The organism is Bacillus sp. JZ109 (genome assembly GCF_053903135.1).
Genome location: NZ_CP096388.1, coordinates 3,497,581 through 3,518,633, shown reverse-complemented (window position 1 = coordinate 3,518,633; position 21,053 = coordinate 3,497,581). Strand labels below are relative to the sequence as shown.

Annotated in this window: 19 protein-coding genes and 3 pseudogenes; 10 read left to right on the top strand and 12 right to left on the bottom strand. The window is 37.8% G+C overall.

The features are described from left to right. Positions 1-104: 104 nt before the first annotated feature. The 3 genes and pseudogenes from M1D94_RS18520 to M1D94_RS18510 all read right to left on the bottom strand — a co-directional run bounded on the left by M1D94_RS18520 (position 105) and on the right by M1D94_RS18510 (position 2,821). Positions 105-563: an SMI1/KNR4 family protein gene (locus M1D94_RS18520; protein ID WP_041519097.1), complete on the bottom strand. Its 459-nt coding sequence runs from the start codon at positions 561-563 to the stop codon at positions 105-107. Between the two features lie 8 nt (positions 564-571). Next, on the bottom strand, positions 572-1,090 hold the full coding sequence (locus M1D94_RS18515) for a hypothetical protein (RefSeq protein ID WP_014475892.1): 519 nt from the start codon (positions 1,088-1,090) through the stop codon (positions 572-574). Positions 1,091-1,100: 10 nt separating this feature from the next. Continuing rightward, positions 1,101-2,821: pseudogene (locus M1D94_RS18510) on the bottom strand (ribonuclease YeeF family protein). A gap of 163 nt (positions 2,822-2,984) precedes the next feature. Here M1D94_RS18510 and M1D94_RS18505 point away from each other — a divergent pair. Then, positions 2,985-3,458, top strand: coding sequence for a hypothetical protein (locus tag M1D94_RS18505; RefSeq protein ID WP_064671976.1), 474 nt, complete (start codon positions 2,985-2,987; stop codon positions 3,456-3,458). A 482-nt stretch (positions 3,459-3,940) separates the two neighbouring features. On the opposite strand, the gene M1D94_RS18500 is transcribed toward M1D94_RS18505, so the two are convergent. Further along, positions 3,941-4,969, bottom strand: a complete 1,029-nt coding sequence (locus M1D94_RS18500; protein WP_308154306.1) for a fatty acid desaturase — start codon at positions 4,967-4,969, stop codon at positions 3,941-3,943. Positions 4,970-5,078: 109 nt separating this feature from the next. Between M1D94_RS18500 and M1D94_RS18495 the strand changes: the two genes are divergently transcribed. Both M1D94_RS18495 and cspC read left to right on the top strand, forming a co-directional pair. Further along, positions 5,079-5,240 carry a molecular chaperone TorD family protein gene (locus M1D94_RS18495; protein ID WP_120028578.1) on the top strand — a complete coding sequence of 54 codons (162 nt, stop codon included), beginning with the start codon at positions 5,079-5,081 and terminating at the stop codon, positions 5,238-5,240. Positions 5,241-5,678: 438 nt separating this feature from the next. Next, a complete protein-coding gene (gene cspC, locus M1D94_RS18490) occupies positions 5,679-5,879 on the top strand; it encodes a cold shock protein CspC (RefSeq protein ID WP_003234247.1) in 201 nt (66 codons plus the stop codon). 674 nt (positions 5,880-6,553) lie between these two features. Here cspC and M1D94_RS18485 read toward each other — a convergent pair. From M1D94_RS18485 to M1D94_RS18475, 3 genes and pseudogenes are all read right to left on the bottom strand, one after another. Beyond that, positions 6,554-7,015, bottom strand: a complete 462-nt coding sequence (locus M1D94_RS18485) for a CarD family transcriptional regulator (RefSeq protein ID WP_010886417.1) — start codon at positions 7,013-7,015, stop codon at positions 6,554-6,556. A 675-nt stretch (positions 7,016-7,690) separates the two neighbouring features. After that, positions 7,691-7,909: pseudogene (locus M1D94_RS18480) on the bottom strand (EamA family transporter); the annotation flags it as partial. A 112-nt stretch (positions 7,910-8,021) separates the two neighbouring features. Continuing rightward, positions 8,022-8,891, bottom strand: a pseudogene (locus M1D94_RS18475) (AraC family transcriptional regulator); the annotation flags it as partial. 112 nt (positions 8,892-9,003) lie between these two features. On the opposite strand from M1D94_RS18475, the gene M1D94_RS18470 reads away from it, so the two are divergent. Further along, positions 9,004-9,963, top strand: coding sequence for a DMT family transporter (locus M1D94_RS18470; RefSeq protein WP_456270307.1), 960 nt, complete (start codon positions 9,004-9,006; stop codon positions 9,961-9,963). Between the two features lie 140 nt (positions 9,964-10,103). Here the strand turns inward: M1D94_RS18470 and M1D94_RS18465 are convergent, their stop codons facing one another. Beyond that, positions 10,104-10,988, bottom strand: a complete 885-nt coding sequence (locus M1D94_RS18465; RefSeq protein WP_456270306.1) for an AraC family transcriptional regulator — start codon at positions 10,986-10,988, stop codon at positions 10,104-10,106. Positions 10,989-11,214: 226 nt separating this feature from the next. Between M1D94_RS18465 and M1D94_RS18460 the strand changes: the two genes are divergently transcribed. The 4 genes from M1D94_RS18460 (at position 11,215) to M1D94_RS18445 (ending at position 15,440) form a co-directional block, all read left to right on the top strand. Then, on the top strand, positions 11,215-12,603 hold the full coding sequence (locus tag M1D94_RS18460) for an aminotransferase-like domain-containing protein (protein ID WP_456270305.1): 1,389 nt from the start codon (positions 11,215-11,217) through the stop codon (positions 12,601-12,603). A gap of 109 nt (positions 12,604-12,712) precedes the next feature. Continuing rightward, positions 12,713-14,005 (top strand): MFS transporter, encoded by a 1,293-nt coding sequence (locus tag M1D94_RS18455; protein WP_163117819.1) that lies wholly within the window; start codon positions 12,713-12,715, stop codon positions 14,003-14,005. 230 nt (positions 14,006-14,235) lie between these two features. Further along, a complete protein-coding gene (locus tag M1D94_RS18450) occupies positions 14,236-14,610 on the top strand; it encodes a hypothetical protein (RefSeq protein ID WP_015715290.1) in 375 nt (124 codons plus the stop codon). Between the two features lie 236 nt (positions 14,611-14,846). Then, positions 14,847-15,440 carry a YdeI/OmpD-associated family protein gene (locus M1D94_RS18445; protein WP_069322394.1) on the top strand — a complete coding sequence of 198 codons (594 nt, stop codon included), beginning with the start codon at positions 14,847-14,849 and terminating at the stop codon, positions 15,438-15,440. 352 nt (positions 15,441-15,792) lie between these two features. Here the strand turns inward: M1D94_RS18445 and M1D94_RS18440 are convergent, their stop codons facing one another. Both M1D94_RS18440 and M1D94_RS18435 read right to left on the bottom strand, forming a co-directional pair. After that, entirely contained in the window at positions 15,793-16,452 is a 660-nt protein-coding gene (locus M1D94_RS18440; RefSeq protein ID WP_070548606.1) for a hypothetical protein, read from the bottom strand. Between the two features lie 421 nt (positions 16,453-16,873). Continuing rightward, the gene (locus M1D94_RS18435; RefSeq protein ID WP_021481672.1) at positions 16,874-17,737 is read right to left on the bottom strand and encodes a DMT family transporter; all 864 of its coding nucleotides are present in this window, start codon (positions 17,735-17,737) and stop codon (positions 16,874-16,876) included. Positions 17,738-17,891: 154 nt separating this feature from the next. Here M1D94_RS18435 and pdxR point away from each other — a divergent pair, with 154 nt between their 5' ends. Both pdxR and M1D94_RS18425 read left to right on the top strand, forming a co-directional pair. Beyond that, a complete protein-coding gene (gene pdxR, locus M1D94_RS18430) occupies positions 17,892-19,283 on the top strand; it encodes a MocR-like pyridoxine biosynthesis transcription factor PdxR (protein ID WP_456270304.1) in 1,392 nt (463 codons plus the stop codon). 193 nt (positions 19,284-19,476) lie between these two features. After that, positions 19,477-19,902, top strand: a complete 426-nt coding sequence (locus tag M1D94_RS18425) for a MaoC family dehydratase (RefSeq protein WP_021481670.1) — start codon at positions 19,477-19,479, stop codon at positions 19,900-19,902. Positions 19,903-19,954: 52 nt separating this feature from the next. Here the strand turns inward: M1D94_RS18425 and M1D94_RS18420 are convergent, their stop codons facing one another. Both M1D94_RS18420 and M1D94_RS18415 read right to left on the bottom strand, forming a co-directional pair. Next, the gene (locus M1D94_RS18420) at positions 19,955-20,527 is read right to left on the bottom strand and encodes an alpha/beta hydrolase (protein ID WP_456270303.1); all 573 of its coding nucleotides are present in this window, start codon (positions 20,525-20,527) and stop codon (positions 19,955-19,957) included. An 82-nt stretch (positions 20,528-20,609) separates the two neighbouring features. Beyond that, positions 20,610-20,939, bottom strand: coding sequence for a winged helix-turn-helix transcriptional regulator (locus M1D94_RS18415; protein ID WP_021481668.1), 330 nt, complete (start codon positions 20,937-20,939; stop codon positions 20,610-20,612). Positions 20,940-21,053 lie beyond the last annotated feature (114 nt).

Sequence of the window (21,053 nt, the reverse complement as noted above, 5' to 3'; positions counted from 1 at the left end):
TTATTAGGTTGAAGGTCTAGCTTAGAAAACCATACCAAAACATCTCGGTATGGTTTTTTATATTACAATTATTCAATCCCCAAAACAACTTTGGAATGGAAAGATTATTCTTCCCAACCCTCATCTTCGTCAAAATCCTCTTTACCTTTTTTAAGTTGCTGAAGAAGAAATTCAAGAAAACTATTTGCAGCAGTATAACCATATCCTTCATGGTTGTCCCAAAGGATAACAGGACATTCTCCATCTACCATTTTATTTGTATCAAGACAATAAGAGAATTCATCTATATACTCAATAACAACAAGACCTGGTATAAGATTGTAGAACGTTCTGTATTCTTTGGTTTGCTCTACAACTTCAGCTCCATGAGAGTCATAACCGAGTATCATGGTCCCGAACGCGCCTCCTGAACCATACTCAGTTAAAAACCACTTATAACTGTCTGGTAGGGTTACTTTGAGATCTTTTTCTATCTCTTTAATATGTTTGTCAGTGACGCCTCCAGTAAGAATTGAATATTCTTTATTCTCATCAAAGAATTTTTTCACTCTAGAGTAATTCACATTTAACCTCACATACATTTGATTTTGGTTTGCAATTCATCGATCTTATTAAGTTCATACTCATAATCACAGTTTTCTTCTAAAACAAAATTCATAGTTTTAAAGAAACTTCTCGCATTCTTTAAGAGTGATTCAAAAAAATCAAGTTTCGGTAGTAATACTTTTTGTTTTTGGTCAATTTCAAATAACAACATATCATTCGATATTGATTTCATTTTCAATAGAAGGGGTTGATCTGGAAAATAAGTTTCGCTTTTTCCTGTTTCAATAGCTTCTTCAATTAGATTTAAAAAATAAGCCCACAATTGGTCAACCAAGTCCCACATAGTGACATCAAGCAAATCTTGTTCACCATATTTTAAAATAATCGCCCCAGATAAATAGTAAGAGTCTAACTGTGGTTTTATGTTCTTTAGTCCCTCTATATTGCTAAGTGGAACAAAGTAATCGTCAATATTATTTTTTAAGATTGAAAGATCGTTTATCTTCTTATTTGGCCTAAGAATTAATGATTCAATATAAAACATTTTACCTCTCCTATTTTTCCGGATAGAATTGTCCTACTCTTCCTTTTTGAAAGCCAACAACATATTTTTGACCCTCATATGTTCCTCGAATTTGATAACTAAATTTAGTTCCTTTTTTTGTTAACTCTTCACGGTTTTGTTTCATAATTGATTCTATCGCATCTGCAACATCGTTAACAATCATCTCTTTATTAAGAAAAGATTGTTGAGACTTAATTGAACCATCCCATAAATTAGGATGATGGCGCTCTAAAATATGTTTCATTCCTCGCTTATCAATGAGGAATGATTGTCCTCCAAAAGTGTATTTTCTGCTTTGGAAAGTTTTTAATTCGTTTACAACTTCATGCGGCTTAGCTTTCTTTAATCCTTGTACAGTAGATGAGGTCTTGAATATTTCAAGTGCAGAGCTTTTATAATTCTCTCCATCAATCACATTGAAAGGAAAAGTCCCTGAACCACCAGCCATTGCATAATGTTGTTCAAAAACATTTGGTATTTTTACGTATTCAATACCTTTTTTTATTCCTGCTTTTGAAGCTTCAAGTGCCTTAATTGCAGCAACTTTTGAACCGGCTTTTGCAACTTTGGATACTTTATCAATACCTTTCGGACCAACTATTGCAAGAACAACAGTACTGCCTACATAGGAAACCCATTTTGCTCTGCTGTAGCTATCTCCATTAATCATATCACGTTGAAATGTGTCTTCTATGTCTTTTGCTATGATCTTATAAGTATCGATTGGATGTAAGGCTGCGTTCACAGTTCCAGAAAGCGTTTCAATCGGGTGTCTTGCAAGTTGATAGAGACCCATCACTGTATCTTTACCTGCTTCATACATTCCCATTGCAATACCTTTTCCAATTTCAGCTTTTTGTTGGAGTTCTTCGAGTTGGCGGAAATAAACTTGCTGCTCAGGTTCCAAATTCTCGTATCCTATTTTCTTCGCAATTTTTAAATACTCGTCTGGATCTGTTACCTTTACAAGCTGTCTTTTCAAATCTTTTATTTCGTGTTTTTTAGCTTCTTCTTTTTTGATCTTCAAATAGGCTTCAGATTGCTTCTCGATATCGCCTTTTTTCTTATGTATATCGCTCTCACGATATGCCTTGGCATTATAGTGAAGGGGTGTAGCATTCTTGCCCTTACCTGTTGATTCCTGTAACTTTTGAAAGTCTGCTTTAATGAATTGTTCGTTAAGTTCAGTTATTGCATATTCAGTTTTTAAGTTTTCGTCCACATCGCATATTTTATCAACAGTCTTTTTCCGTTTGTTTTCGGCAGAGGAGAGCTCATCCTTAAAAGTCTCTGTTGAAAATAAATCAAGTGGAAGAATGTCATCGATATCATTCAGAATATCTTTCATTGCTTTCTTCTGCTCAGACATAATTGATTTTGATTTTTTATATGCGTTTGCTAGTTCATGTTCTAAGAAGGATTCTTCGATATATGCATCAGATAAGCTGGCCTCTTCTAGAACACCGGAGATACTAGTAAGGAAAGCGATCTTCATTTCAATTAAATCAATCCATTGATCAGTGACACCCACATGATCGTGATAAAAAGCTTTAATATTGTTTGCTCCCTTGCCAGAGAACTCACTGTCATCAAGATCGGCAACAGCCTTAAATGCTTTTCTTAGCTTAATCATTTGATTTTTCAATTCTTTAAATCTTTTGCGCGGTTTTCAGCTTCAGATAACAAAGACTTAGCTTCAAATACCTTCATTGTCCAATCCTTTCAGTGATTTTATATCCAAATATTACCATGGATAAGTTATGAAGTTCGAAAAAATTATTTAAGGATAGGTAATGAATTGAACGAAATGAGAATTCATTGGTGTAAAATAAGCTTACATCCCATTTATTACATATAGAGATTGGAGTTAACAATGAAAAAAAGTAAGTTTATTTTAGCGAGTATTGTTTCTGTTGGGCTGCTAGTTTTTTTAGCATGGTTTATTTATGCTGGCACCCACCAACCTCCTATTTTGAAGGGTAATTCAAAAGATGGAAAATGGAGTGTTATCTATTCTCCTGAAAAAGACATAGATCTTGCAAGGCAAGACTTATGGGCGGTTCATATTACATGGAAAAGGGATTCTGAGTTTTCAATAAAAGAGGTTGTGTTTAAAGAAAATGGTGTTGTTGAGGCATCAGGTGACGCAACAGATGAACCTAAGAATGCTAAAAAAATAGCAGTAGCGATAATGGGAGATCCACCAAATATGAATAATGATTATACAGTAGAAGTTACTTGGGAAGAGAATGGGAAAACACAAAAAGACATTATACAAGTAAATAAAGAAATCAAGCGGTCTTTTGTTATTCCTAATGTAATAAAAAGAATTTTAAGTTTAGGATAAAGCTAAAATACTCTCATGGCATAAAAATTTTTAAAAAGCAGGTAAATAGCGCCTGCTTTTTCGTGTTTAATCTTAATTTTTCACCTTAACTGATTACTTCGAGCAGGGCTGTTACTAAGTAAACATCAATAAAAAGGTAATTTTTTTAAAAAGACCGCTACTCCAATTTTACTCCTCAATATGAATAAATCATTATAAAACTTTATAATCAATATAAATAAACACTGATATATAAAGGTTTTATAACAGAAAACAAAGATTCACTTTATTGAGGGCCCAGTGGGGGAATAACCCGTAAAGGTTCAAGTTCTCTCGGCCGCATCCCAATAATACCAAGGGCTTAACCATCTTTGGTGTTATTTTTTGCGGAAAATACGGCAACAAATGTACCGCATTGTGGAGTTCACTAAAAAAGTGCTGACCTCTGCACAACATCGTTGCGCGAGTCTGCACTTTTATTCTGCGATTATGGGGAGTTTATTTTAATCCGTTGTTAGCCGCGCCGATACTTGGCTTTTAGAAGCTTTTTTTAAGTGGCTAAAACCAACAAATTTTTTGCCTTCTTCATCCCATAGGCGGAACTTTAACGACTTAAGGCTTGTTGCCAGTGTAATAGTCGGAACGTTTTGCAATGGTTCAGTGTTGTTATGCACTTTTTCAAGCTTATAGTTTGGGACTCTCGGGCTTAAATGATGAACATGATGAAAACCGATATTGCCTGTTAGCCACTGCATGACTTTTGGAAGCTTATAAAAAGAGCTTCCTTCAACTGCTGCTTTTACATATTCCCAATGCTCATCTTCTTCAAAATAAGAATCCTCAAACGTATGCTGAATATAAAACATCCAAATTCCGAGAGAGCCCGATATCATAAAAATCGGCACCTGAACCAGCAGGAAGTTTTGCCAGCCGACAGCCAAACATAAAAGTGCTGCCAAAGCGACGATCCCCAGGTTCGTTACATACGTATTCATCCGTTCTTTGCGTTTTGCCCCTTTTCGATTAAAACGATTGGCAATCCCGAAGACGTAAATCGGCCCAATAATAAACATAACAAACGGATTTCTGTACAAACGGTACATTATTTTTGTCTTAGTTGAGGCTTCTTTATATTCCTCTACCGTCAGTACCCAAATATCGCCTGTACCGCGTTTGTCCAGATTGCTGCTTGTCGCATGATGGACAGAATGGTCGTGTGCCCAATGATCAAAAGGATGCAGAGTCAGAATTCCTGTTAATGTTCCAAGGATTCGATTCGCCTTTCTGTTCTTAAAAAAGGAATAGTGGCAGCAATCATGAAAGATGATGAAGGTTCTCACTAAAAAACCTGCCGCAACAATAGAAATTGCTAATGTAAGGAAATAAGAAATCGACAAGCTCTTATATGCCAAACACCATAATAGGAAAAATGGCACCAATGTGTTAATGATTTGACAAATGCTTTTGTGTAAATCGGACTTTTCATAAGGTGTAACCAGTTTTCTCAAAGTCCTTAGGTTTTGTTCTTTCATATTCAAAAGTTTCCCCTTCCCTGGTGATCTTCTAAGTGTAGAAAACGTTTTATAGCCTTTGGAGGCCCAACGTTATACACCCCATATATGATAAGTATTCTTCTCATCCATCTGTAAAATTATTGTAAATAATAAACTGATTTCCAGTTTATTATTAGCAGAGTCAGCCGGGATACAAAAGGCGTATGAAGATTATACCCAGCACTTTATCGGGTCAAACTCTCTCAATGCTCCGCCATGGGGATCGATTTATTTAGATCGTGAACATTGATTGTTTGAGGAAAAAACGGAATGAAGTATGGGGATATCCATGAGTGACTGTTTGGAAACATCTGCAGAAACAAAGTTTTATAAGTGAACAGCCCTGTGTTTTAAAAGATTATCTTGCACTTGAACAAGAAACAGCTGAGCTAAGTACTATTAAGCAAAGAAAAAGGTTTGAAGACAACTCGTGATTCATTTTTCACGGTGTTTTCAAACCATAGTTTTTAATAGGCCTCTTATTCTGCGCTGGTATACACATGTTTAACAAATAATGCCATGAATAAATCGTAAATATAATTTGCAGTTATTTCCGATTCCTGATATAATAAAGAAGAATTATTTTTGTTCGGTGTAAAGGATAGTATGAAGATTGACTTTTCGTCTTGATGATACTTTGGGCAAGGATAGTATATACTGTGTGGTTACACACTAGGAGGCAACAAAAATGGAACAAGGTACAGTTAAATGGTTTAATGCAGAAAAAGGTTTTGGTTTTATCGAACGCGAAAATGGAGACGATGTATTCGTACACTTTTCTGCAATCCAAAGTGACGGATTCAAATCTTTAGACGAAGGTCAAAAAGTATCGTTTGACGTTGAGCAAGGTGCTCGTGGAGCTCAAGCTGCTAACGTTCAAAAAGCTTAATCTTCAATCGTTTATACAAACAGGCTCTTTAATAGGGCCTGTTTTTTTATGTCTATATCATACTCAATAAAAAACCCTACTCAACGTTCGAGTAGGGAGATGCTACAAGGTATAGAAAAAGATTTAAAACTTCAAAGGTTTGTTTACAGTATAACATACTGGATTGACAATATGCGGAATGTATATAAATTATTTAATGTTTTGTTCAAATATAACTCTTTCTTTTTTCACGTTCGTTACTTTAAGTAAGATTAGATGAATTATAAAAATGGTTTCATCTAGATGTTACCAACTCGCATATCTCTTGTATGAAAAGAAGATAAACAATTATTATTCAATGTGGCAGTGGATATAAGAAATTCTTAAAAATAATGAGGAGATCGATTGTTTTTTTTCTCCTGGAAATAATCACTTAGAGATACCTAAAACAATGAAAGCCCTACCTCTCTTCCATCCTTACGGCTCCTTGTCCGTGCCAGTGTGAATCAGGATACTAAAAAAAGTGACTATTTTATTGAGTTTTTTGGTAAAACTTCAATCTTCGCAGAAGAAATGTAAATAATAAAAATGGATTAGAATGTAGGAATAACAAAAGAGGTCGTTAATGTTCTAAACATAAGTTGGAGAAGATTTGCTTTTCATCATAATATTCCGAAATATCTTTTGGGATGTATCTAACCAAAACTTTTTATTTGTTTTTCAGTGATTCCTTTAATTACTTCCAGTTCACTAATCAAAAATTCATATGCATTATCCAGCATTTTTTTTTCGCTTGCATTAAGTGCTTTTTCTTTCTTCATACGCATTAAATCACGTACAACTTCAGCGCCTTCTTGTATTTCACCTGTTTTTATTTTGTCCGTGTTTATTTTATACCTTTGCTTCCATGGCAGTAACCTATCTGATTCTCCATGCTGAAAAATGTGCATAATGTGTTTTAATGCAAGTATATCGGTAACTGGTCGTATATTCGAACTCAATATTTTACTCGTTGGAATCATAACTGTCATATTACTGATTGACATTCTTATGACATAATACTGTTGTTTTTCCTCTAAGAATTCTTTTTCTTCTATGGCTTCAATTATACCTGCTCCGTGCATTGGATAAACAATGTTATCGCCAATTTGAAACATATCATCCACCTCCATATATGGTATCCTTCTTAAGATTACCATATATGGAGGTGTAATATCAAAATTTTAATAATAACATGATCGAATTTTTGATGTCAATAACTTTTTTGAAAAAACAGATCAAGCAAAAACAATAGGGAACGTGTCGGATTTCCAATCAAGGAAAAGGTCAATTGATCCGTGTATATCCTAAAACTTCGACTAATTAACATAGATCAGTTTTTCATTGAAAATGGGTTATTCCATTTCCTTTAGGAATTCATGACTTGGCTCAATGACATCACAGAAATGATTTGAGTAGAAATAAGAAGGAACGATATTTGTGAAATGTCAGCTAAAAATATTTAAAGCACATGATTAAGTTCTAATTTCTTTATCGATCGTTCTCAAATTTGATATGGATAACGGCCCACTTACTTAATGATGCATTTTCACTTATCTTGCGAACAGAAAAAGGTTTGTGGATATTGAACATTTTGCCACAGAGATTGGCATTATTATCAGGGAAATTGACAACCTTCAAATGGGTATTGAGGTGAGAAGAAAAATAAAGAAAGGAGAGATTATAAATGAAGACCAGAACATAAAGAAGTGAAGGGGAAAGAACAAGGTTAATTGAAAAGCAAACTATATAAAATAGTTTGCTTTTTTTTGTTATGAATTCACTTCTTTTTCTTACTCTTTAATGACTAATAAAACACCGCTAAGAATTAAAAACGAACCTATCCAAAATGTCCCGCCTATTTGTTCTCCAAGCAGAATCCATCCGAGTAAGGTTCCAACTAGAGGCTGAAAAAAGAAAAAGAGGCCTCCACTTGAAGCATTTAATAATTGTAAGCCGCGATTCCACAATAAAAAAGCACAAGCGGTTGAAACAATTCCCAAATACAAAAGCCACCTAGAATTTTAGGGTCATGCAGTTGTGGCGTAAAAATCGTGCTAGGGGAGTATCATTAACAGGGACTCCATTTATTAATAGAATAAACCTTATGAAATAATGTCTCATATGAATTTTTTTGTAGGATAATGGCGTCATATTCATCGCTTGTTGAAATTTACTTATAAAATAACTGGTACTGTTAAATCCAACTTGATAAGACACTTCTGTCACATTGGATTCAGGGTGTTGCAGTAATAATAAGCTTTTTTGAATTCTATAATCCATTATATAACGTAATGGCGTCTTATTCAGCATTCGTTTAAAATAACGGCAGCACTCAGAACGGCTCAGTTGGCCAGCTTTTGCAATGTCGTCTAATGTGATTTTTTCTGCATAATGGAGATGGATCCAGTTTAACATTTGTTTTATTCGATGACTTTTTATCATTTCAGATTGATCGTACTCTAATTGAAAACCATTAACGACCAGGTTTTTCCACATTAACGTTAATTGCATTGTAATGTCAATCTCATAGAGCGATGGCTTTTGTTGAACCAATTGATTTATTTTTTTAACAGCTTCTAGAATGTTTTTTGCCCACTGTTGATTTCCATCCAAAAATAAATAGGGCAAATTGGTTGAAAACATATAGGGCTGAACATAGCTTGAATACAGTTCCTGAGATAAAACGAAATGGGGTGACACATTTAAGCAAATATACGTACAATCCGAGCCTTCCTTTTCTTCTGCCATGTGCAGGCAGCCGCTATTGATAAATAATCCATCCCCTTCGTGAACCTCTATTTTTTCTTCATTTATTTGAAAGAGAGCTATTCCTTTTAGTATCAAAACAAATTGGATTTCATCATGCCAATGAAGCGGAATATAGCCATTTATATTTTGATTGATCCTTGTCTTGTAACAGGCAACTGGTAATTCTACCGTTCGGTGCTCTGTTAATTCTTTTAAATTTTGATCGATCGCAAAATTCTTCATTCTGACTTCTCACCTCAATATATTTATATTTTTTCATTCAATTTGAGTATTTTTTATCATGTTTTGCATTTATTATAACACTATTATTATATTTATTAGTGAGGAGTCATGTATGATTACTTCCAATAGAAAAATGGGATTGTTCTATGTTATAACAGGGGCGACATGTTGGGGAATTGGAGGCACAGTAGCCAAAAAACTTTTTCAAGAATATCAAATTGATGTCAATTGGCTTGTAACGACACGTTTGCTTACGGCTGGAATGTTACTTTTAATGCTGCAATTGTTCAGAAAGGATCGGTCTCAGGTTATTGAGGTTTGGAAACACAAAGCGTCGGCTGGCCAGCTTCTTATTTTTGGCCTATTGGGAATGCTAGCTGTGCAGTACACATATATGGCATCCATTCAACATGGGAATGCTGCCGTTGCTACGTTATTGCAATATTTATCCCCAGTAATCGTCATTATCTACACGCTGTTGCGAAAACAAACGGTTCTTACCAAACAAGATATCATAACTGTTGTACTTGCTTTAGTGGGTTGCTTTTTTTTGTTAACAAATGGTTCAATGTCTCAACTTTCAGTGCCGGCAGCTGCAGTAGTATGGGGAGTTTTATCAGGATTCGCGGCAGCTTTTTATACTTTGTATGCCGTTGGTTTATTACATAAATTTGATTCTCTTGTCGTTGTAGGTTGGGCTATGATTATTGGCGGTTTTGCATTGGGTTTTATCCATCCGCCATGGCAACTGGATTTTCAACGATTAACTGCTGAGGCGTATGCATATATTTTATTTGTGATATTATTTGGAACAATGATTGCGTTCTGGTTCTTCATAAAAAGCTTGGAAAGCCTTTCTCCCAAAGAAACAAGCCTATTAGGTAGTTTAGAGCCTCTATCCGCTGTTGTAACAACTGTCGTTTGGTTAAAAGCGCCATTTGGTTCTTTTCAATGGATTGGTGCTATTTGTATTATAGGGATAACTTTAATATTGGCTTTACATAAAGAGCCTTCTATGCAGAGTGAAAAGTCGATATTACAGATTAGGAATCATGCAAATCGGGATATATAGGGGCTTTTTTTGCTTATATGACCGGTCCGGCAATGAAAAACACTGGTGGAGTTTGAGCCCTCTCGGCAATATCAAAAATACCAAGGGTTTTGACGCCCTTGGTATTTTTTCTTCAAGAACCTTCAATTTTTCTTCTCTGATCAAAAAACGTATTCCTTTTTTGTAATTGGTATCCAAATTTCACTTTTAAAAGATGGTGATGTTACATCCTTATGCTCGTTCCACAATATTTCTGGACCTTCTATTTGTTCGTAATTTGACGATGGAAACCATTCGGAATAAATGCGTCCCCATACTTCTTGCAGTGTATCCGGAAATGGCCCGATTGATTCGAATACAGCCCATGTTGAGGCAGGAACTTCAAGCCGTGAGAAGTTATCTGGACACCGTTTCGTTGTGGCTGCGCCAATATAGTGATCGAGCTCTCCGTTTTCCTCTGTCCGACCTTCAGAAAAATTCGTGGATGCACTAATGAGGCCTGATGGTGCTACATTAGATAGCTCTTTTAGTTTATTTATTGCTTTTTCATCTAAACTTTCCCACATAGATGCAATTTCCGGATTAATTCCTTTGAAAATAATAGGAACTCTTTTTTTAATGCCAACGATGCGAAATGCCTCTTTTTCTTCAATACGGTAGTTCATTTCATTTCCTCCTTTAATTGTTAGCTGGAAGGTCATTCGTGGATAAGCTTTAAGGGAATGGCCATTAAGTCTGGCTTGTGATGGGTTTATGCCATGTAAATTTTGGAATGCCCGTGCAAAAGAATCTGGTGAGTTATAACCGTACTTTATTGCAATATCAATCACTTTTACATTGCTGTCTTTCAGTTCAAAAGCTGCAAGAGTAAGACGTCTGCGACGAATATATTCCGATAATGAAATACCTGCAAGGAAGGAAAACATCCTTTTAAAATGATATTCAGAGCAGAAAGCAAGCTTTGCTGCCTCTTGAAAATCAATATCATTAGTGAGGTTTTCTTCAATATACTTTAACGCCCTATTCATACTTTTAAGCAAATCCATTTATTTGGCCTCCTTTAACCAAAGAATAACAGGAGTGAAATGTATTTATCCGACATTCTGTGCACAGTTTTGCAGGATGACTTATATGAAATAAAGTAAGTGATTCACTTGTATTTGTACAGGTTTTATTGAAGCATGCTGTTCATAAAAAGGCATCAATAAAAGAAAGTTATAATTGTCTTATAAACGGCACATTCATATAATTGAGTGAAAAAGGATGCGTATCATGCCTATCAATTCTTTTGAAAACTATCCGATGAGCTGGAAGCCATCAATTGATAAAGCTGAAAAGCCTATCTATAAAGCACTTGCAGGGCAATTGGAACAGGATATTATAAACGGAGTTTTAATACCTGGAACAAAACTTCCTCCGCAGCGAGAATTGGCCGATTATTTAGATATAAATGTGAGTACGATTTCCAAAGCATTTAAAGTGTGTGAGTTAAAGGGGCTGCTGAGTGCGACTGTAGGGAGCGGCACATTTGTATCGTATGATGCGTTGTCGAATGCGTATTTACTTGAGGATACAAAGCCGACACATTTAATTGAAATGGGAGCGACACTTCCAGATCACGCTTCATATGAGCCCTTGTTACTCCAACTGAAAAACATGGTTCAGGAGGAGGATTATGAAAAATGGTTTAGCTACGGCCGGGCTGGCGAAAGCCTTTGGCAAAAAGATGCAGCTGTAAAGCTCATCCAAAGAGGCGGATTTGAAACATCCGTTGATCACATTTTATTTGCAAATGGAGGGCAAAATGCGATTGCAGCGACATTGGCGAGTCTTTGTAAGCCTGGAGATCGCATCGGAGTTGACCATCATACGTACCCTGGATTAAAAACTGTTGCATCATTGCTTAGTGTGCAAATCGTACCGATAAAATCAGAAAACGATGAAATGAGTCCGGAGTCACTTGAATATGCGTGTAAAAACGAAAATATTAAAGGTTTGTATTTAATCCCGGATTATCATAATCCGACGACTTCCTTTATGTCTGTTGAGAATCGAAGAATGGTTGCAGACATTGCAAAGAAATATAATCTATTTGTTATTGAGGATGCATCGTACCATCTTCTCAACAAAAATCCGCTTCCGGCACTCGCCTCATTCGCACCGCAACAGGTTATTCATATTGCAAGTTTATCAAAATCGTTAGCGCCAGGCCTGCGTTTGGCTTATGTAGCAGTGCCGAGACAATATAAGGAGCCAATATCAAAGGCGCTTTATAATTTAAATATAACCGTTTCCCCGCTATTAGCTGAACTTACTGCTCGCACGATTGTATCAAATCAATTTGAAGTCTTAATTGAGAGTCATCGTGAACAAACCATTCGCAGAAATCAAATCGTAAACCGATATGTTGCGGGATATACATGTTTAGGTGTTGAAACAGGCATTTTTCGTTGGTTGATGTTACCCGGTAAAATAACTGGCGCTCAATTTGAAGAGTTGGCTGCTCGACATGGCGTGCAAGTGTATGCGGCTGAACGCTTTGTAGTAGGCAATAGTTGTCCTGAAAGGGCTGTAAGGGTTTCTGTCTGTGCACCAAAAACACTTGAAGAGCTTGAACAAGGATTAATGATTCTGAGACGTTTGCTAGACGATCTTACCTAATATTGTTTGCCATACAATTATGACATTGTATGGCTTTTTTGTGCGTGTTATGATGATCCACATCTAGAGGGAGGTTTATACAAAATTGGCTTTTAGAAAGGAAGGTCAGATGATGTTAGACAAGGACAGCGTAAAAGCAATAGATGTTCAAACTGCTTCATTACAAAGCTACATCAGTTCACCAGAAAAACAAAAATCGTTATACAAGCGTACACTATTCGTTGTGAGTATCTCACAAATTTTTGGTGGTGCGGGGCTGGCGGCAGGAGTGACTGTCGGTGCGCTTATTGCACAGCAAATGCTTGGCACTGATGCGTTTGCTGGTCTTCCTTCTGCTTTATTTACTTTAGGGTCAGCAGGATCTGCATTAATTGTTGGAAGACTTTCTCAACGTTATGGCCGTCGAACAGGTCTTTCGGCTGGCTTTATGATTGGCGGACTTGGAGCAATAGGCGTTATTATGGCAGCAATCATAAATAGTATTTTCTTGTTATTTATTTCGTTGCTTATTTACGGTGCAGGTACAGCCACTAATTTACAGGCCCGTTATGCAGGTACAGACTTAGCAAATCATAAGCAGCGAGCGACTGCTGTTAGTATAACCATGGTTTTTACTACATTTGGCGCAGTGGCAGGTCCAAGCTTAGTGAATGTGATGGGGGATTTCGCTCTTTCTATTGGTGTTCCATCACTTGCTGGCCCTTTCATTTTAGCCGCAGCAGCATATATGTTAGCAGGTGTGGTCCTTTTCATTATGCTTCGTCCAGATCCATTAGTTATAGCAAGAACAATAGAAGCGGCAAATGAAGAGCCTGATGATAAAGGATATTTGGCGGCAGCTGAGCATACAGAAAACAAAAAAGGCATCATTGTTGGGGCAACGGTTATGGTTCTTACCCAAATAGTAATGGTAGCTATTATGACAATGACACCGGTTCATATGAGACATCATGGCCATGACTTGGGTGCAGTCGGTCTTGTTATTGGTTTTCATATAGGTGCTATGTATCTCCCTTCACTGGTTACAGGTGTTCTTGTAGATAGGTTGGGACGTACCGCAATGGCTATTTCCTCTGGAACAACGTTGCTTTTGGCAGGTGTAATAGCAGCATTTGCTCCGGGAGATTCTATGGTTCTTCTCGTCATTGCTCTTTCTTTACTGGGATTAGGGTGGAATTTTGGTTTGATAAGCGGGACTGCCCTTATTGTAGATTCAACTGATACTGCCACACGAGCTAAAACGCAGGGGACAGTGGATGTTCTGATTGCGTTGTCAGGAGCTGCTGGCGGAGCATTATCTGGAATGATTGTGGCAGGTTCAAGTTACCTCGCATTATCACTTATTGGAGGGATTTTGTCCTTATTACTCATTCCGGTGGTGGTATGGTCTAGGGGCCGCTAAAGGGTAGGATTGTTTAATTTACATTAATTTGTTATATTGTTAGATAAAGTCTATTGCGTCGTCTAATATTCTAACTAACTATAGTTGCTCCATTAAATCTATTATAAAGATTTGACCAGGATTCCTTATAGCTGTGTCACTCACTGCATATTCTTTAATTGAATCACATAAAATGGTTATCGGATTTGAAAAAGGCAGGATTACTCGCTTTAGGTAAAGGAGTCATAACGTTGTTAAAAAGGTTTTCTCTTGTTTTTGTTACACTAATGATGTCTATCGTTGTTGTTTTAGCGGCCGCTAAAGAGTCGCCTGGAGATTATGTCATCTCATTTGATGAACCTATTATCTTGATGATCTCAATTGGAATCGTTGTATTTTTATTTATCCCTCCATTAGTCATGTCCTTTTTTGGCAATTTGGTTGTAAGAATAATATCTGGTGTATACCAATGTTTTATCGTTTTCACTTTTCTGGGGCTCATTCCAATTGGATTTCTTATTCCCAATGGCTTTTTGACAATTCTAGTTTCTATTGCAGGAACTTTAGTCAGTATAGCTAGTGTTGCCGTAACCTTATGCATTGGCAAGAATAAAAAAGATATATAATCATCGAATTGTTACTTTTTCAGATTGTCAGTGAAATAATTATACAAGAAGAGAAGGCTTGTGGGCCTTCTTTTTTTGTTGTTGCATCATCCCCACTTTAAGCTTAATCTATTGAATAATAAGAGAAGGAACCTATAGAAGAATAAATTAAATACCGAGATGTCAAAAATAAAACTGGACTTCATTATTGTCAATTCACGTAAATGTAAAAAGCTTGGAAAGAGAGGAATTCCTTCATGACAAATAGCAGAACGAATCCGAAGGTTGATGAATTTTTAAGTAAAGCGAAAAAGTGGAAGGAAGAATTTGAGAAGTTGAGAACCATCATTCTTGACTGTGAGCTGACTGAAGATTTTAAGTGGATGCATCCTTGTTACACATACAATAATAAAAATGTCGTTTTAATACATGGGTTTAAAGAATATTGTGCGCTTCTGTTTCACAAAGGTGCCCTATTACAGGATACCGATGGAATTCTCATTCAACAAACGGAGAATGTACAGGCGGCGCGCCAGATTCGGTTTACAAATGTTCAGGAAATAAATGAGCTAGAAAACATTTTGAAAGCCTATATTCACGAAGCCATTGAAGTTGAAAAAGCCGGTTTGAAAGTGGAAGTTAACAAAAATATTGAATTGAACATTCCTGAAGAACTTCAAAAAAAATTCGATGAAATCCCTGCATTGAAAATTGCTTTTGAAGCTTTGACCCCGGGACGGCAAAGAGCGTACACTCTTTATTTTTCTCAAGCCAAACAATCCAAAACCCGAGAATCGAGAGTCGAAAAATATGTGCAAAAAATTCTCGATGGAAAGGGATTAAAGGATTAGGCACGCCAAGGTTCAGGCTAAAGGAATAGCATCATAGCGTAATAAGATCCTTTCTATAGAAGAAAAACAAGCATAGTAAGATGCTTGTTTTTCTTAGGACAACATTCACTTACTGCTGAAATGCTTCTTTTGATTAACATTGTATGCCACTAGACAGCGTTATAAAATATTAATGCAACACCTAGAAATAGCTCAATGGCACGGCTCATCACATTTAGAATGCCTCCAACTGATAGGAGAACTAATAGAACCGGAAGATTTTTAGCAAGTTACTACACTCCAAACTTTGTTTTTGTATTAATATACCTTATTAACCATTGTATTTAGTCAGGTACAGACAAACGAATACTGATTAATGAATCATCATGATATCAATGAGCCGCTTGATTTTTTCATTGTCACCTGTATCAACATACACTGTTTTTCTGTTTTTTATGATATTCTCAGTCACTTCCCTCATGACGCCTTTTTCTACATCATCAGCAGAATCCCATCGTAAAGGCACATTATATACATGAATCGTGCCATCCCCATTGCCATGATAAGTGACTGATCCATCCACTAAACGAGAACCTGCTAACTGGGTTACATCTTCTGGATAGCTGGCACTTGTATCATCATTAGGATTAATTGGCTCGCCAGCCGAAATATGTCGAACATTTAATTCATCTATCTCTTGATTAGGTCCGAGTTGAAGCCAAACTCTGGCATATTCGATTTTTTCCGAAGAGTATGCTGCCAATACATTGTCTTCTTTGCTTTTCTCTTCTGCTGAAGAGGTATCATTTGCAGCTTTTGTTGCGGATTCTTCTGATTCTGTTATTGGCTCCGCTTCATCCTTGCGTATTTTGGTGCTCTCTTCAGGCTCAGTGTGTTTTTCGTCAGATTGTACAGCAGAAGCTTGATTTGAAGGTTGTTGTGCTTCTCCATTCTTACTGTCCGTACATCCAGCAAGCAAAATCATAAGCAGCAGGGCAGTATTGCAATAACATATCTTTCTGCGTTTCTTCATTTTTTCATTCCTCTCTATTAATTCAGGTCAGCTTCATATATAAGTTTATGTATCTAAATATTACCATGGAATAGATAGGATGATATTGAAAACTGTTTAAGAAGAGGAAACGATCTTGAATAGCATCGCGAAAACTTAAGAATTCTTAAGAAGTTTTGCCCCTTTTTCTTCAGGTTTTGAATGTAAAGTGGGATATAAATGCAAACAAAAACGAAATGCCTTATCCGCCTCGTGTCATGGCAGAAAAAGTGGGAGATTTATTAGAGAGGATTTGATAATGGCGGCAGGTAAATGGGTGTTGACTTATATGTCTAAGCGCGAGACTCAAGTTTGCTCGATCGCGTGCAAAATACCAAGGGCCAGCAACCCTTGGTATTTTTATACCTTCATGCATTTTTGAAGTTTACGATAAAGGTCTGCCTTACTTTGCAAATCGCCGTGCAGCAGCAACGCACATGATAACGGCGATATTCACTGCTACGAGTGCCCAGCCTACTTTCTCGTGCAGTATCACTGAGGCAAGCAGCAGTCCAAAAAAAGGCTGGAGAAGCTGGAGCTGCCCAACCGCTGCAATTCCCCCTTGGGCAAGACCTCGATACCAGAACACGAAGCCAATCAGCATGCTGAATAAGGATACATATGCAAGACTGAGCAGCGCGGGAACGCCGATCGCCGACCATGAGTCCGGCGTAAAAAAGAACGACAATGGCAGCATAAGAGGAAGCGACAGAACGAGTGCCCATGAGATCACCTGCCAATTCCCCAGACGCCGTGAAAGCCTTGCCCCTTCTGCATAACCGAGACCGCATACGACAATAGAAGCCAGCATGTACGCGTCGCCAAGCGGGGATGAACCTCCCCCCTGAATGAGGGCGAAACCTGCTACTAACAAGCTGCCAACGGTTGAGAAAATCCAGAAGACGGGCCGAGGGCGTTCACCCCCGCGCAGTACGCCGAAGACCGCCGTTGCGAGTGGAAGAAGTCCAATGAAGACAATGGCGTGTGCGGAAGTGACATGCTGAAGCGCTAAAGCTGTCAGCAACGGGAAACCAATCACTACGCCAAACGCTACCACTAATAATGAAATGAGGTCTCTTTTGGAAGGATGCTGCTGCCGGAAGATGAGAAGGAGACCTCCCGCCAGTACACCAGCTATCGCAGCGCGGCATACGGTGAGGAACAGCGGATCGAAGTCCGACACAGCCAAACGGGTCGCAGGCAGCGAGCCGCTGAAAATGAGTACGCCTATAAAACCATTTATCCAGCCATTTGTTCGTTTGTTCATTACAATCACTCCACATATCTTTCTTGTTCATTGTCTGTATTTTCTTAACAAAACCAGTAGCTAAGGATTACAATGACTATAAACTGGAATTGGCCTTTTATAAACAGCCAGTTTTCATAAAAAAATGCATACCAGTTAGGAGAACAACGCGCAAATGGATATCACGCCTTTTTTGGATAGAAATCTGGATATTCCGCTTTATCAGCAGCTTTATCGATATTTTAAAGAAAATATGCATCGGGGCCGTATTCAAAAAGGAATGAAGCTTCCTTCAAAAAGACTCCTGGCGAATCAGCTTTCCATCAGCCAAACGACTGTTGAACGTGCCTATGAACAGCTCGCTGCTGAGGGCTATATTGTGAGCAAGCCAAGAAGCGGGTGGTTTGCTGATTATCTTGATTCTGATTTTGCCTATGGTAGGGTGCCAAGCACATCACCCATTCAACAAGAAGCAGAAGAAAATAAACAATCGATTGATTTTCATTATGGGAATGTAGATTCTTCTTACTTCCCTTTTTCCGCATGGCGAAAAAGCATGGTCAATAGCTTAGACCAATATGGACACGAGCTTTATCGGCCGGGACATGTTTTAGGAGAGTTTGAGCTGAGAACACTCATTGCAGAGTACCTGTATCAATCTCGGGGTGTTCATTGCGGCCCTGAACAAGTGATTATAGGTGCCGGGAACCCTATTCTGCTGCAAATCTTGTGCCAAGTTTTTGAGCCGAATATTTCTATAGGGTATGAGGATCCTGGTTATCCAAGAGCACGCAAAATTTTTGAAGCCAATCGCATGAATATTGTTCCGATACCAGTCGATGATGAAGGAATCTGTATACAGAAGATCAAAGAACAGCAGCCAAACCTTGTATATGTCACACCTTCCCATCAATTTACGCTGGGAACCATCATGACGATCAACAGAAGAATTCAGCTGCTCAAATGGGCGGCTGAACATCAATCCTTTATCATAGAGGATGATTATGACGGGGAATTTAGGTACACAGGACAGCCGGTTCCTTCTCTGCAAGGGCTTGATCAGCATAACCGTGTCATTTATATGGGCACTTTTTCTAAGTCTCTTTTGCCCTCGCTGCGTATCAGCTATATGATTCTTCCTTCGCCTCTTTTAAAAAAGGGGCATGAAATCACGTCCTTATATAAGCAAACAGTGTCCTGCCACAGTCAGCTAACCCTAGCTGAATTTATAAAAAATGGAGAGTGGCAAAAACACATCAACAGAATGAGAAAACTTTACCGCAAAAAAAGAGCCATTGTATTAGAGGCAGTGCAAAGGGAATTAGGAGAGCATGTCAGAATTCGCGGAGAAAACTCTGGGCTTCGTATCTTACTTGACGTTTATTTGCCATTTGGTGAAAAAGAGTTAATTGAGAAGGCGAAAAAACATGGAGTAAAAATTTATCCTGTTTCTCTTTCTTATCAACATCATCCTCCTACAAAAACGGTCTCGCTCGGGTTTGCAGGGGTTTCTGAATCCGACATAAGAGAAGGCATAAAAAAACTGAAGGCTGCCTGGAAGATATGAGGGAGCTTTCAGTTTAGCAAAACGGCCAAGTGACGACTAAGTGTTGAGAGCTGTTCAATATTTTTTAAGTATATGATGAGTGCCTGCAGTCCAGGCCACGATACGTCTGTTTAGCGAAAAACAGAATTTTTTATTTGCTCATCACAGTGCTAAAATAAACAAAATAGACAATTGAAAAAATAGAGGTGTAAGAATGAAGTTAGATGAGTTTACAATTGGCCAGGTCTTCAAAACGAAATCATTAAAAGTATCAAAAGATGATATTATGCGGTTTGCGGGTGAATTTGACCCTCAGTATATGCATGTAGATGAAGAAAAAGCGAATAAAGGCAGATTTAATGGAATTATCGCTTCCGGCATACAAACACTGGCCATATCTTTTAAACTTTGGATTGAAGAAGGTTTCTATGGAGACGATATTATAGCCGGAACAGAGATGAATCATATGACATTCATAAAACCTGTATATCCGGATGATGAATTGTTTACAATTGTTAAGGTTCTTGATAAGCAGCCAAAGAGAAATGAATTGGGAATACTCACAGTATTGCTATCTACTTATAATCAAAAAGAAGTAAAAGTGTTTGAAGGTGAGTTATCTGTATTGATCAAACGATAACTCAGAAAGCCCGCTTTTCGCGGGCTCGATTGAAGCAGATGGGTGAAAGATGTTAGCGAGTTTCCTTTGAAAAATAAGAGGTTAAAACATCATAAACAATAGGCAAAGAAGTAAATCCCTCATCTTCTAGAAAATGACCTCCGTGCTGAACTTCATATAACGCAGCATCAATTTGTTGTGCCAGATCCTTGCTGAATGAAAAAGGCACAATTTGGTCGTCCTTAGAAGCAATGACAGCACGGTGCTTCGCGGACTCAATGATTGTTTGATGATCAAACGATGCCTGTGTAAATTCATCTAGCATCTTTAAAGTGGGCAATGATTTGGCAAAGCCGGAAACAAGTATGATTCCGCCAAGCTGTTTTCGTAATTGAAGATGTTCCAAAAATCTCAAAATGGCGGGGCAACCTAAGCTGTGCGCAACCAAATACGTATTTTCATGTAAAGTGTGCTGATATAAAGAGAGTGTATCCAGCCAATCCTCAAGTCTTGGCTGGAGCGGATTAGGCATGTTTAAAATGTCTGCTTTGACCCCATCTGCGAGCAGGCGTTTTTTCAGCCAAGGGAACCAATGATTTGTTGAGGAGGCTCCGTAGCCATGAATGATATAGACTTGTTTTGTCATTTTTTCCTCCACACGAAGCATTTTCATTCAGTATAAAATTCCTCTCAATGGGAAACAAGTACGCACTTTTTTGTAAGTAGTTTTACATATGAGGCATTCCTTGTGCCATTCCCCACTTACACATTTCATCTATGAGGGGGTACAAAGATCGCCCTCTGTCAGATAACGAATACTCTACTTTCAGTGGGGTTTGAGAAACCTCATACCGATGAATAAGGCCGTCAGTTTGCAATTCCTTAAGCTGTGCGCTTAACATTTTATGGGTGATGAAGGGCATAGCCCTTTTCAGCTCGCCGTATCTCATCGTTTTTTCACACCCTAACTCATAGAGGATTCTCATTTTCCATTTGCCCCCTATAAGAGATAAGGTGTATTCAAATGGGGCTTGTTTACTGCGGCACAGGTTATTCATTGTAATCAAACCTCCTTTTTTAAGTATCATATCAGAATAAATTAGGATTTTCGGTGTTGAAGTTTGAGGGCGATTCACGATCTGAAGTGAAAGGGGCCGCTTGCTCAACAGGCG